Origin of the sequence: Solibacillus kalamii, from assembly GCF_002174535.1 — a bacterium.
Taxonomy (GTDB): domain Bacteria; phylum Bacillota; class Bacilli; order Bacillales_A; family Planococcaceae; genus Solibacillus; species Solibacillus silvestris.
Window position 1 is genome coordinate 276,158 of record NZ_NHNT01000001.1, and the last position, 13,553, is coordinate 289,710.

Consider the following 13,553-nt stretch of genomic DNA (forward strand, 5'->3'; position numbering starts at 1 on the left):
TTATTCCTCCTCAACGTCCGCGTATAGCTCTTCTAATTCTTCCTCAGTTAATACACGCGTCATTTTCGAATCAAATAAAACGCCATCTAAATGATCGATTTCATGTAAAATACAGCGTGCTTCAAAGTCTTCAGCTTCCAGTTCATAAATACGTCCTTCACGGTCGGATGCTTCGATTTTTACGTAAGTTGGGCGCTTTACCATGCCAAATAGGTCGGGGAAACTTAAACACCCTTCCACATCTTCTTCTTCTCCACGTGTTTCAAGTACGATCGGATTGATCATTTCTAAAATATCTTCACCTAATTCAACGATTGCTACTCGTAAATCAACATTAATTTGAGGTGCAGCAATTCCTACACCATCATTTTCTACCATCGTGTCATATAAATCATCTAAAAGTTGAATGATATTTTCATCGATTACTTCAATTTCTTTCGTTTTTTTTGATAGTATTTTCGCCGGGTTTTTTACAACTTCTTTAATTGCCATTTCAATACCTCTTTCTATATGCATTAGATCATTGTCGGATCTAAATCAACTGTTAACACAATGCCTTTTTTAATCCATTCCGAACGATACAGTTTTATTAGCTGTAAAAGAACCGGGATTAAATTTGGCTCTACTTTATATTTTATCAAACATTGATAACGATATCTATTTTGGAGACGAGCGATGCTGGCAGTGGTCGGTCCGATAACGGAAACATTAAATGATAAATTGGACCGCAAATACTCGGCAACACGTCCGGCATATTCTGCAGCAAACATGACGTCTTCATGGGACACTTGAATAAGCGCAATATAATAATAAGGCGGATATCCTGCAATGTGTCTTGTATGCATTTCGCGCTCGTAAAACGGTGTATAATGCTGATCTTTTGATAGCTGGATTGCATAATGCTCCGGTGTATAAGTTTGGATATATACTTCGCCAAGTTTATTGTGGCGTCCTGCTCGGCCACTTACTTGCGTCATGAGCTGGAACGTTTTTTCCGCTGCACGGTAGTCCGGTAAATGAAGCGATGTATCAGCGCTCAATACCCCGACTAATGTAATATTCGGGAAATCAAGTCCTTTTGCGATCATTTGCGTCCCGAGCAGAATATCCGCTTCCCCTCGGCCGAACGCATCGAGCATTTTTTCATGTGCCCCTTTTTGTTTTGTCGTATCGACATCCATCCGCATGACACGTGCTTCCGGAAACAGCTTATGAATCTCTTCTTCAACCTTTTGTGTACCGGTACCGAAATAACGGATGTTTTCACTTAGGCATTCAGGACATGTTTCCGGTATATATTCATCATGACCGCAATAATGGCATTTCAGCTTTTCCTGATAGCGGTGATACGTCAACGAAATATCACAGTTCGGACATTGCACTGTTGTCCCGCAATCCCTGCATAATACAAACGATGAGTAGCCGCGGCGATTTAAAAATAGGACGGTCTGTTCTTTTTTATCGAGACGATCCCTTAATGCTTCCATAAGCGGTTCAGAAAACATCGAACGGTTTCCTGCCTGCAGCTGTTCCCGCATATCGATAATCTGAACGGTAGGCAATGCCTGATTTTTTGCCCGCTGTGACAATGTCAGTAACGTATATACACCTTTTTTCGCACGTGCAAACGATTCTAATGCAGGTGTCGCACTTCCTAAAATAACCGGACAATTATAATAATTTCCGCGCCATATCGCGACATCCCGTGCATGATAGCGAGGCGAATCTTCCTGCTTGTATGTTGACTCATGTTCCTCATCTAAAATAAGCAGACCGAGATTTTTAAAAGGTGCAAAAATAGCTGATCGTGCACCTACTACTACCTTTACTTTTCCTTGCTGCACTTTCCGCCATTCATCATACTTTTCACCGACAGACAATCCGCTATGCATAACCGCCACTTCGTCACCGAAACGTGATTTAAAGCGCTCCGTCATTTGTGGTGTCAATGATATTTCAGGTACGAGTACAATCGCTTCTTTCCCGTCTGCAATTGTGCGCTGGATTGCCTGTAGATACACCTCTGTTTTGCCGCTGCCTGTAATGCCGTGAAGGAGAAAGGTCTCTTGACGTTTTTCATCTATGGCTTCCGTAATTTTTTTCAGTGCCTCGTCTTGCTCATCTGTTAATTGTAAAAAGTCTGTTTTTACGACTTCCTTTGTAAACGGATCACGGTAAACTTCCTCTTGTATATACGCTGCTGCCCCTTTTTCAATGACACTGTTTAATACACTGCTTGTCACTTGAACGGCTTCATATATTTGTTCCGGTAAAACGATGGCTCCAGCATGGTCTTGCATCCATTCCATCAATGCCAGCTGCTTTGGTGCCCGTTTTCCCATTTGTCCTATCACTTCTTCTATTTGTTCACGGGAATAAATTTGCACTTTACGTACTTGTTTCACTTGGCCTTTTTGTTTCACTTCATTTTCAATATTGACAAGACCGTCTTTTACTGCCCGTTTTAAAGGTTTTAATAAATTTGCCTTTTCAAATTGGGCTAAATTCACTTTTACGGCTCTCTCGAAGTAAGGCTGCAGCATTTGAGGTAATTGCGGCACTTCGCCTAGCAAGACAGCATACTTCTCATACTTGGCCCGCAAAGCACCCGGCAGCATTACTTGTAATGCATCAATTTCATAACAGATTGTTTGATGCTTCAGCCATTTTGCCAAGCTCAGCATTTCCTCAGTCAAAATGGATTCCAAATCGAGTATTTCTGAAATCGGCTTTATTTTTTCAACCGGAACGTCTGATTCGGCTACAATGCCGACGACAAAACCAAGCACATTGCGCGGTCCGAATGGGACTTTTACACGACATCCTATGTCAATCAGCTCTTCCCAATCTTCCGGTATTAAATAGTCGAAAGGACGGTCAACCGGATATGCGGAAACATCGACGATTACTTGTGCAAATCTCATTGTCCATCGCTTCCTGATTGCTCACGGAAATGCTTTTCTACGAGTACCGTAATTTTTTCCGGCTCTTCCAGACGACCTTTCCCTACATAGCCGCATGCCAAAAATCCTTCAGACGGTTCGATAAAGCGGATGCCATCTTCGTGAAGTTGTGCAATATTCCGTAAAACGGCCGGATGTTCATACATATGTACATTCATCGCCGGTGCCACCCAAACAGGTGCAGTCGTTGCAAGTAATGTTGTTGTTACCATATCATCCGCCATTCCATGTGCCATTTTGGCAATCATATTGGCTGTTGCAGGAGCTACGATAATTAAATCTGCCCAATCCGCCAGATCAATATGGGCAATGACATTGGAATCTTTTTCATCGAACGTATCAAAAAACACATCATTTTTAGACATCACCTGGAAGCTTAAAGGGGTAACGAACTTTTGTGCAGAAGCAGTCATGATCACTTTTACATTGAAGCCTGCCTGAGACAGTTTGCTTACTAACGCTACCGCTTTATATACAGCAATTCCACCCGACACACACAATAGTATATTGTTTTTTTTCATTATTTTACCGTCCTTTCAAAGGATAAGCTCCCAAAGAAAAATTCTTAGGGAGCTTCTACTCAGGGAGTATTCTTTTAGTAAATTACCAACTAGATTTCGTCTTCGTAAACAGTTGAAGCGTCTTGTTGAACTTTGCGAAGCTTTCCGGCAGCTACTTCTTCCAATGCTTTTCCTACTGGTTTGTAAGAAACGTATGAGCTTAAGTGCTCGCCGCCCTCTTCTTGCATTTGGCGCGCACGTTTTGAAGCTAAGCTCACTAAAGAATACTTAGAATCAATTTGTTTTTTTAACTTATCTACTGATGGATATAACATGGTTTCATTCTCCTCTCAACATTGACAAATAGCGTTTTTCCACACGTTCACGGCGGCAGTGCTCTGCTACTATGATAGCATTTATTTTATCACATGCATTTTGAACTTGGTCGTTTTCTACAACATAATCATATAAACTCATCATTTCGACTTCTTCACGTGCAGTAGCGATACGACGGGCGATTACATCTTCAGTTTCCGTACCACGACCAACTAATCGTTGTTCCAGTTCCGTAATGCTTGGTGGTGCTAAAAAGATAAACAACGCATCTGGTGCTTTTTCACGAATTTGTGCTGCTCCTTGTACTTCAATTTCCAAAAATACATCGCGTCCTGCTTCTAGCGTTTCATGTACATATGCAAGTGGTGTACCGTAATAATTGCCGACAAATTCTGCATGTTCCAGTAAGCCTCCTTGCTCAATTAACGATTCGAATTCCTCACGTGTTCTAAAGAAATAGTCTACACCATCTTCTTCTCCTTCGCGAGGATTACGCGTTGTCATTGAAATCGAATATTCGTAATTTGTATCTGGCTGTGAAAAGAGCTCTTTACGAACTGTCCCTTTACCAACACCTGATGGACCAGATAAAACAATTAATAACCCACGTTGTTTTTTCATAAGTAACTCCTTTATATCATTCAATATTTTGAACTTGTTCACGCATTTTTTCCAAAATCGTCTTTGCCTGTACAACTGCAGCTGAACATTGGGTTGACTGATTTTTTGAACCGATTGTATTAATTTCCCGGTTCATTTCCTGCATAATGAAATCAAGCTTGCGTCCAATCGCAATGTTTTCATTTAATGTTTCTGACAACTGATTGAAATGGCTATCCAACCGGTCAAGCTCTTCTGTAATATCGATTCGCTCTGCATAAATCGCAACTTCCGTAAGTAAACGATCATCCAACGTTTGACCGCTTGCCACTTCTTCTAAACGGCTCATTAAACGTTCACGATATTTTTCAACTGCGAGCGGTGCATAGTGGCGTATTTCAGCAATTTGCGCTTCAAGGTCTTTTTTGTACTGTAGCATCACTTGCTGCAGTCCTTGGCCTTCACGATCACGCATCGCAATGAGGTTTTGAATCGCTTCTGCCAATGCATTTTTTACAGCTTCTATGATTTCATCTTGCATGAACTCAATTTTTTCAACCTGCAACACTTGGTCCAAACTCACAATCTCCTGCATTGTCCACTTTTCCTCCATCGGAACAGTTTGTGACAATTCCCTTTTTGCCTGGAGAAAAGCATTGAGCAGTGACCAATTGATTTGAATCGTCTGTTCAGTGTCATGGAGCTCCTTCAGAAAAATGATAACATCTATTTTCCCACGAGAAACTGCATCCGACAACATTTTTTTTGCTACTACTTCAGATTCCATCCATTCTTTTGGAAACTTTGTATTAATTTCTAAAAAACGATGATTCACAGCACGAATTTCAACAGTGAGTTGAAAGTGTTTCGTTGTTGTGACCCCCCTGCCGAATCCGGTCATACTACGTACCAAGGTTCGTCACATCCTTCTTTACTTAATTGTTTCAATTATAGCATATGTGTTATCGATTTTGCGTTAACGTCTATTATCCAAATATATATTTTATCATAGATAGGATGTAATAAAATACTTTTTAATTATCAATATTTGTTTAAGTGGAAGTCTCTAAATTAAACGCGTTGATTGAAATGGAGGGGAGGCGAGTGTAGCTGACGGCTAACGCCTTTCGCTACAAACTGCGTTTCCTGCGGGAACAGCACGACGCCTGAGACTTAAGAACAAAAGCTAAGAACGCCACGTCCTGTGGCAACGCTTTTGTGACCAACATCGTGTTGGCCTCAGGCCGTGCCCGCGGAAAGCGTCCGACCCGGAATGGAAATCAACTCCCCATATAAAGACGGAAATTTACTTCTTATATAGTAATATGCGATAACTACAGGTTTGAACGAAAAAATGGTATGATAAAACAATCAAAGAACTTATTTAATGAAAGAGGCATAAAGATGGCATTTGACGGACTATTTACTCGTTCGATGAGCAAGGAACTACAAAGCTTGACTTCCGGACGTATTACAAAAATTTATCAGCCGAATGCACTTGAAGTTGTATTGCAAATTCGTGCAGCAGGCCAAAATAGTAAACTATTATTTTCTATTCACCCTTCATATTCCCGTGTTCACATAACAGATCAATCGATTGAAAATCCGGCAGATCCGCCAATGTTTTGTATGCTGTTACGCAAACATATTGAAGGAGGCTTTATTTCATCTGTCATTCAGGACGGCTTTGAACGGGTAATCACTTTTGAAATTGACAGTAAAAATGAAATCGGCGATGCGGTAAAGCGAAAGCTCGTCATTGAAATTATGGGGCGTCATAGTAACTTGCTGCTAATCGATGCTAAAAACGATGTAATTATCGATAGCATAAAACATTTGCCGCCATCGATGAACAGCTTCCGGACTGTTTTACCGGGGCAGCAGTATGTCGCACCGCCCCAACAACAAAAAATTGCACTGACAAGTTTATCGGATGTTGAGTTGAAAGAGGTTTTCTCAAAACAACTAACCGCTAAAGACATTGTCGAACAGTTTGCCGGTTTCTCTCCATTGCATGCAAATGAATTGCTGCACCGTATCACAACAACTGATGCTGTTACTGCTTGCAGACAGCTGATGAATGAAATTGCAACGAGTGCAAACCCGACCTATGTTGAGCAGGAAGGAAAAATCTACTTCTCGCCAACAGCGCTAACTCATTTATCAGGTGCTGTTACAAATTATGGTACACTTGGCGAACTGCTTGATCGTGTATTTTTTGCCCGCGCAAAACGTGACCGGGTAAAACAGCAAGCCGGTGATCTTGAACGCTGGCTGCAAAATGAATTGAATAAATTAAAGCTGAAACAAAAAAAGCTTCAAAAAGATTTCGAACGTGCTCAAAATCTGGAGCAGTTCCAACTTTACGGTGAGCTTTTGATGGCCAATCTTTATAATTTCGAAAAAGGCGCAGAATTTGTAGATGTTGAAAACTATTACAGTGAAAACGCCGAAACAGTAAGAATACCGATTAGCCCGAGAAAAACACCGATTGAAAATGCGCAAAGCTATTACACAAAGTACAATAAAGCAAAAACTGCGTTAGTTATGATTGAAGAACAGAAACAAAAAGCAACGGAAGATATCAACTATTTGGAAATGCTAACACAGCAAGTACAGCAAGCCTCCACTAAAGATATTGAAGAAATCCGCGAAGAACTGGCAGAACAAGGTTTACTGCGAATTCGCCAGGCTAAACGAAAAAAGAAAGCGACAAAACCTGAACCTGAAAAATTTGTATCTACTTCAGGTATTTCGATTTCGGTCGGCAAAAACAATAAGCAAAATGATTATTTGACATTCAAAATTGGAAAACGCAGCGAAGTATGGCTGCATACGAAAGATATTCCGGGGTCGCATGTTGTCATCCATTCGGAAAACCCGGATGAGCAGACATTAACGGAAGCCGCCGTATTAAGTGCTTATTTTTCCAAAGCACGCGACTCTTCATCGGTTCCGGTAGACTATACGGAAATTCGCCATGTGAAAAAACCGAATGGTGCAAAACCAGGGTTTGTCATTTATTTTGAACAAAAAACGCTTTATGTAACACCGGATGAAGCGATTGTGATGCAACTGAAAAAGTAAACAATGAAAAAACCGCTTAGAAAATTTCTAAGCGGCTTTTTGTTGCTGATATTATTTAATTGGTGCGTCAGCTGTTAATTCAATTTCATGCAATTCAGTTGGTGTTCCATAGTCAACATTGTAGTTTTTCACACGTTTGTTAACTGGAATGATTTCTGTACGGAAGTATGTTGGAATTGTTGTTGCTTGTTCGAACATGTATTCTTCCCACTTACGGAATGCATCAGCACGGTACTCTGCGTCAACCGCATCTTTAGAATCGATATCAGCTAATAATGTTTGTAATTCCGGTGTTACGAAACGGCTGTAGTTGAATGAAGCTCCTTCACCGTATAAACCAAGTGGAGATGGGTTTGTACCAGTACCCCATGCAGCCATGAACATATCGATTTCTGGATCATCCGCTTTTACTTTGTCGTAGAAGCTGTTGAACTCGATTAAACGGCCAGTTGTTAACTGTACATCTAAACCAACATCTTTCCAGTTTTGACGGTAGTATTCAACGATTGCTTCGTCAGTATCAGAACCTGACATACCTGCCATGCGGATTTCGAATTTTTCACCGTTTTTATCTTCACGGATTCCGTCGCCGTCAACATCTTTGTATCCAGCTTCATCTAATAATGCTTTTGCTTTTTCCGGATCATAGTTGAATCCTTCTAAAGAATTGTCATGGAATGAAGCGAACGCTGGCGGAATTAATGATGTTGCACGAGAACGTAAACCTTGGTAGAAACGCTCAGTTACTTGCTCGATATCCATTGCATAAGCGATTGCCTTACGTAAGTTAGCATCATTCATTTTTGCTTTTTCATCTGTAATGTTTACACTTGCAGTTGCATCCCATTTACCAAGCTTGAAGCCAAGGTAAGAGTATGCTAACTCCGGACGAGCTAATACTGTTAAGTTTTCAAGATCTTTAACGCCATCATATTGGTTTGTCGGATATGAAGATGCCATATCGTATTTACCTGTACGTAATGCTTCACCGATAGAAGATGAAGGTACTACTTGTAATACTACTTTGTCCAGCTTCGGTTTACCTTTCCAGTAGTGCTCATTCGCTACAAACTGAACAGATTCACCGTCAACTAATTTATCTAATTTAAACGGTCCTAAAGTTACAGGAGATTTACGTACCGCTTCAGAAGAGATTAAGTCCTTAACAGGAATATCCTTCAACACATGTTTCGGTACTGCATAACCCCATAAACCGTCACCTAAAGAGTAGATAGCCGGAGAAACTTTAGTCATAGAAATTTCAATTGTTTTGTCATCGATCTTTTTAATACCAGAGATTGTATCTGCAGTACCTGCTTTATATTCAGCAGCACCGATGATGTTTTTGAAGTCGTCATCATAGCGGATACCTGTATAATCCGGGTGACCGATAATTTCGTAAGCATAGATGATATCTTCAACAGTCATTGGCGTACCATCAGACCATTTTACTTCATCAGGCTGGATAGTGATTGTTACTTTGTTGTTATCTGCATCAACATCTAACTTCGCAATCCCTTCATCTGTTACAAGGAAGTCACCATCTGTTTCGAAAATTGAGTTTGTCATGAAATCTAAAATGTCTGAATCATAACCGTCTTCATATAATTCATATGAGAATACACCTTGGAAAGGAGAATCAGTTACTAAAGCGAATTGTAATGTACCGCCTTCAATTACATCTCCATCATTTGTAACTTCAGATGGTAATGTTGGAGATTCTGCAGTAGAACCGCCTTCATTTGTTTTTTCTTCTGTTTGTTTACCATCATTTTCAGCCGGTTTTTCAGTTGACGTTTCGTCATCCCCTCCACAAGCTGCTAATACTAATGCCGTAGCAAATACTGATGACAGCATTAAACCCTTCTTTTTCTTCATCTGTTTTTCCTCCCTTATTATCCTAAACGTTGTTTTGCGTCAGCAGAGCGTCGTAACGCTTGACCAACGTAATTTATACCAAGCATCATTACTAAAATTAATATTGATGCAGGCAACCATACCCACCATTTACTCGATAAAATTATCGGGTTCATAGCATAACTTACTAAAGTTCCTAAACTTGGTGTTGACGGTGGTAAACCGAAACCTAAGAATGAAAGACCTGTTTCGATCCCTACATTTCCCGCAAAGCTTAATGTCACTTCGACAATAAGCAGTGAGCTTAAGTTTGGCAATAATCCTTTAAACATGATCGCGAAATCACTTGTACCCATTGTTTTGGAGGCACTAATGTAATCGCGTCGTGCTTCAGAAAGTGCTTTGGATCGCACAAGTCTGGCCGTCGACATCCACTGAAACGCTGCAATAATTAAGATTAAATCTACTATTCCGTATGATGGAATGATTGTTACGACTACGATGATAATCATTGTAGTTGGTAGAGTAATAAAGAAATCAATAATACGCATGAAGAAATTATCGATGAAACCACCGTAATACCCCATAATAATACCAAGACCGATACCTACTACGTTTGCAATAATTGTAATAGCAATTGCAATCAAGATTGAGTTTTTAGCGCCAATGATCAGCTGCCCAAACATATCCCGTCCGGCTTCGTCGGCTCCAAGGAGATAACCTCGGACACCAGGTTCAGTGAAGCGCTCCAATAATTGAATTTTCATTACTTCAGTCTGATCAATAGTGAAGAATGCCATAATCATAATCGCAATCATTAGCAGAATACTTCCTATTAATGAGAACATCGCTAATTTATCTTTTTTAAACTCTCGCCATATTACTTGAATACCAGTTGGTGGAGAGCTTTGAGATTCTAATTTTTCTACTGTCTGTTCATTTTTGTTTTCCATGATTAAAATCACCTCTCCTTAGTCATTATTAATTGATTGATTAGTCTATGCGAATTCGCGGATCCACTATACTTAAGATAATATCGGATAATAGACTACCTAATAATGCTAAGAAGCCGTATAACATTACTAATGCCGTTATTACACTGTAGTCACGACTTGAAATGGATTCGACAAACAATTTACCCATTCCCGGATAAGCGAATACAGTTTCAATGAAAATCGATCCACCGAGTAAACCGGTAATCGTGAATCCTAAGAACGCTGCAATCGGTAACAAAGAGTTACGGAAGATATGACGTGAATAAACTTTCTTCATCGGTATCCCTTTACTGCGTGCTGTTTTAACATAATCCATTGTTTTTGCATCAATAATTTCCGAACGTAAATATTGAATGACACCCGTCGTACCTAGCAGTGCATAGCTGGCTGCCGGTAACAATAAATGGTAGAATTTACTCCAATAATAACTCCAGGTTCCTGGATCTACCCCTATTTCCACCGTACCACTTGTCGGGAACCACATCAGTCGGTAACCGAAAATGAATACGAAAATTAAATACAGTACGAATGCAGGGATTGCATAAGAGATAAAACTATAAAGTACAATAGATTTATCTAAAAATGAATCGTGGTAACGTCCAGCCAGCACTCCTAGTGGAATCGCCAGCACATAAAGGAAAATTACACTAAGCAATGAAAGTAATAATGTGTTCATAGCACGATCCCCAATAATATCTGCAACCGGCTTTTTAAATGTATAACTTTGACCGAAGTCACCTTGTGCTGCATTTGTTATCCAGTTATAGTACTGTACATACCATGGATCATAGAAACCTGCTTTAACACGTAATTCTTCAATAACATTCGGATCTGTTTCAGGAGTAATTAATCCTGTAAATGGATCCCCTGGCATTTGTTTCGCTAATATGAAAATTAGGAGACTTAAAATAAATAGCTGCGGAATCATTATTAATACACGGCGAACTATCGTTTTCCACATACTATACACGCTCCTTTTCATCTTCAGACATTGCTACTCTATGTGAGTCTGAAATCGATTTTAAAGGATATACTTTTCCATCCTTATCGTAATATTTATGTTGTTCCTGGCGATATGCTGCTTCAACTTGCTGACGTTCAAGCTTACGTTCGATTCGTGTTTCCGGCTCAATATCAGGAATTGCAGAAAGCAGACGATTTGTATAAATATGCTGCGGATTTGTGTAAATATCTTCACGCTTACCTGTTTCTACAAATCTACCTTTATACATAATAGAAATGTGGTCACACATATGGCGAACAACACCTAAATCGTGAGAGATGAATAAGTAACTAATTCCATATTGTTCCTGAATATCCTTCATAAAGTTTAAAACTTGTGCCTGTACGGATAAATCAAGTGCCGAAACTGGCTCATCAGCAATAATCATTTTTGGGTTACATGCAACAGCACGGGCAATCCCTAAACGTTGCTTTTGTCCACCAGAAAATTCGTGTGGGTATTTAAGTAGTACGTCCTCTGACATCCCTACAATTGCCAGTAGCTCATTAATACGTTTGCGCTCTTCTTGCGGAGACAACTTCAGGAAATTACGAATTGGCTCTGCTAAAATATCTAATACACGTTTACGCGGGTTCATACTGGAATGTGAATCCTGGAATATCATCTGGATATCTCGGTTATAGGCTGAATCACGTTTACGGCGTGCATTTGTTACATCTTCACCTTCATAAAGAATACGACCTGATGTAATTTTTTCCAACCCGATAATTGCTTTACCGGTTGTCGATTTACCTGAGCCCGATTCCCCTACAAGACCGTAAGTTTTTCCGCGATCAAATTCCATCGTTACACCATCTACTGCGTAAACATGGTCAACTACTGTGTTAAAAAATCCACCTCGGATCGGATAGTGAACTTTTAAATCTTCTACTTGCATGAAACTCATTGATTTACGCTCCCTTCCTCATCCTCAAAATGGAAATCTTTCCAGCAAGTACAGCGTACAAGATGGCCAGGAGCAACTTCATGAAGCTGTGGATTTGCTTCATGTGCTGATTGCGGAACCCACGGGATACGTGATGAGAAACGGCAGCCTTGGCGTGGTAACTTCATTAAAGAAGGAACCATTCCTTGAATTATTTCTAATTTTTCATTCTCACTGTTTGTTTGAGGAATTGATTTCAGTAAAGACCTTGTATATGGGTGCTTCGGATTTCTGAATAATTCCACAACAGGTGCTTCCTCTATTACTTCTCCGGCATACATTACGGCTACTCGGTCCGCTACTTCAGCAACAACCCCTAAGTCATGTGTAATTAAAATAATACCTGATTGAATTTCATCTTGTAGTGACTTTAATAAGTCTAAAATTTGCGCTTGGATTGTTACATCGAGTGCTGTTGTCGGTTCATCCGCAATAATGATTGCAGGCTTTCCTGATAATGCGATGGCAATCATGACACGCTGACGCATACCGCCAGATAACTGATGCGGGAATTGTCTTGCAACACGTTGCATATTCGCAATCCCTACTTGATCCAATAATTCAATAACCCGTTTTTCACGTTGTTCTTTGTTTAACTTAGTATGATAAACTAAACCTTCCTCAATTTGCTCACCGATACGCATTAATGGGTTTAATGCAGAAAGTGGATCTTGGAAAATGAAACCGATGTCATTTCCTCTTAACTTATTAAACTGTTCATCTGTCAATTTAACTAAGTTTTGATTGTTGTAAAGAATTTCCCCTTCAACTTTTGTAGTAACAGAATTGTGCAACCCAACCACTGATGTTGCCAAAGTACTTTTCCCACAACCTGATTCACCAACAATTGCTAAAATCTCATTTTTGCGAAGCGTTAACGAAACATTGTCTACAGCTGGGTAGTATGTATCTTTAATTCGGAAACTCGTACGTAAATTTCGGATTTCTAATAATTCATTCGTAGACACTATATAACCGCTCCTTTCTCCTTAAACATACCTTCGACTCTGCTAAACTCGTTCTATAATTAAATTTTCCCAAATAGAATAAAATACCCTTTTCAAAAAAATTTAAACCTTGCTAATACTCAGTCTTTTTAAAATATTAATAGTTTGTTAATTTATGTATTAACATTGTAAATTATCCATAAAACATATTTACATGTCAATTATTAAACTTTCTAACTATTCTAATTTAACATTTTAAATTTATCAATAGCAAACTATTCTTTTAAGTTTAAATTTTCCGATAATTTATTTTAAAAAT

11 protein-coding genes and 1 pseudogene are annotated in these 13,553 nt (G+C 39.5%); 1 reads left to right on the plus strand and 11 read right to left on the minus strand.

Annotation, left to right across the window (positions count from 1 at the left end):
• From def to CBM15_RS01355, 6 genes and pseudogenes are all read right to left on the minus strand, one after another.
• Positions 1-492 (minus strand): peptide deformylase, encoded by a 492-nt coding sequence (gene def, locus CBM15_RS01330; protein ID WP_087615448.1) that lies wholly within the window; start codon positions 490-492, stop codon positions 1-3.
• A gap of 23 nt (positions 493-515) precedes the next feature.
• Positions 516-2,924, minus strand: a complete 2,409-nt coding sequence (gene priA / locus CBM15_RS01335; protein WP_087615449.1) for a primosomal protein N' — start codon at positions 2,922-2,924, stop codon at positions 516-518.
• 14 nt (positions 2,925-2,938) lie between these two features.
• A pseudogene (gene coaBC / locus CBM15_RS01340) lies at positions 2,939-3,484 on the minus strand (bifunctional phosphopantothenoylcysteine decarboxylase/phosphopantothenate--cysteine ligase CoaBC); the annotation flags it as partial.
• An 89-nt stretch (positions 3,485-3,573) separates the two neighbouring features.
• A complete protein-coding gene (rpoZ, locus tag CBM15_RS01345) occupies positions 3,574-3,798 on the minus strand; it encodes a DNA-directed RNA polymerase subunit omega (RefSeq protein WP_008403352.1) in 225 nt (74 codons plus the stop codon).
• Between the two features lie 4 nt (positions 3,799-3,802).
• Positions 3,803-4,420 carry a guanylate kinase gene (gmk, locus tag CBM15_RS01350; RefSeq protein WP_008403353.1) on the minus strand — a complete coding sequence of 206 codons (618 nt, stop codon included), beginning with the start codon at positions 4,418-4,420 and terminating at the stop codon, positions 3,803-3,805.
• 16 nt (positions 4,421-4,436) lie between these two features.
• A complete protein-coding gene (locus CBM15_RS01355) occupies positions 4,437-5,312 on the minus strand; it encodes a YicC/YloC family endoribonuclease (RefSeq protein ID WP_087615451.1) in 876 nt (291 codons plus the stop codon).
• Between the two features lie 491 nt (positions 5,313-5,803).
• Here CBM15_RS01355 and CBM15_RS01360 point away from each other — a divergent pair, with 491 nt between their 5' ends.
• A complete protein-coding gene (locus CBM15_RS01360) occupies positions 5,804-7,486 on the plus strand; it encodes an Rqc2 family fibronectin-binding protein (protein WP_087615452.1) in 1,683 nt (560 codons plus the stop codon).
• A 51-nt stretch (positions 7,487-7,537) separates the two neighbouring features.
• Here CBM15_RS01360 and opp4A read toward each other — a convergent pair whose 3' ends face one another.
• Genes opp4A through CBM15_RS01385 form a run of 5 tightly spaced genes read right to left on the minus strand, consistent with a single transcriptional unit; the run spans position 7,538 to position 13,255 of the window.
• Entirely contained in the window at positions 7,538-9,364 is a 1,827-nt protein-coding gene (opp4A, locus tag CBM15_RS01365) for an oligopeptide ABC transporter substrate-binding protein (RefSeq protein WP_087615453.1), read from the minus strand.
• A 17-nt stretch (positions 9,365-9,381) separates the two neighbouring features.
• A complete protein-coding gene (locus CBM15_RS01370) occupies positions 9,382-10,296 on the minus strand; it encodes an ABC transporter permease (protein WP_087615454.1) in 915 nt (304 codons plus the stop codon).
• Between the two features lie 40 nt (positions 10,297-10,336).
• Entirely contained in the window at positions 10,337-11,299 is a 963-nt protein-coding gene (gene opp4B / locus CBM15_RS01375) for an oligopeptide ABC transporter permease (RefSeq protein ID WP_008403358.1), read from the minus strand.
• Between the two features lies 1 nt (position 11,300).
• Positions 11,301-12,248, minus strand: a complete 948-nt coding sequence (locus CBM15_RS01380) for an ATP-binding cassette domain-containing protein (RefSeq protein WP_008403359.1) — start codon at positions 12,246-12,248, stop codon at positions 11,301-11,303.
• Positions 12,245-13,255 (minus strand): ABC transporter ATP-binding protein, encoded by a 1,011-nt coding sequence (locus tag CBM15_RS01385; protein WP_087615455.1) that lies wholly within the window; start codon positions 13,253-13,255, stop codon positions 12,245-12,247. Before CBM15_RS01385 ends, CBM15_RS01380 begins: the two co-directional genes overlap by 4 nt.
• Positions 13,256-13,553: the final 298 nt, after the last annotated feature.

Bases quoted from the DNA above. Each gene is read 5' to 3' on its own strand.
- CBM15_RS01380 (WP_008403359.1), bottom strand. From the start codon at position 12,248: ATGAGTTTCATGCAAGTAGAAGATTTAAAAGTTCACTATCCGATCCGA.
- CBM15_RS01360 (WP_087615452.1), top strand. From the start codon at position 5,804: ATGGCATTTGACGGACTATTTACTCGTTCGATGAGCAAGGAACTACAA.
- CBM15_RS01370 (WP_087615454.1), bottom strand. From the start codon at position 10,296: ATGGAAAACAAAAATGAACAGACAGTAGAAAAATTAGAATCTCAAAGC.
- opp4B (WP_008403358.1), bottom strand. From the start codon at position 11,299: ATGTGGAAAACGATAGTTCGCCGTGTATTAATAATGATTCCGCAGCTA.
- gmk (WP_008403353.1), bottom strand. From the start codon at position 4,420: ATGAAAAAACAACGTGGGTTATTAATTGTTTTATCTGGTCCATCAGGT.
- priA (WP_087615449.1), bottom strand. From the start codon at position 2,924: ATGAGATTTGCACAAGTAATCGTCGATGTTTCCGCATATCCGGTTGAC.
- opp4A (WP_087615453.1), bottom strand. From the start codon at position 9,364: ATGAAGAAAAAGAAGGGTTTAATGCTGTCATCAGTATTTGCTACGGCA.
- def (WP_087615448.1), bottom strand. From the start codon at position 492: ATGGCAATTAAAGAAGTTGTAAAAAACCCGGCGAAAATACTATCAAAA.
- rpoZ (WP_008403352.1), bottom strand. From the start codon at position 3,798: ATGTTATATCCATCAGTAGATAAGTTAAAAAAACAAATTGATTCTAAG.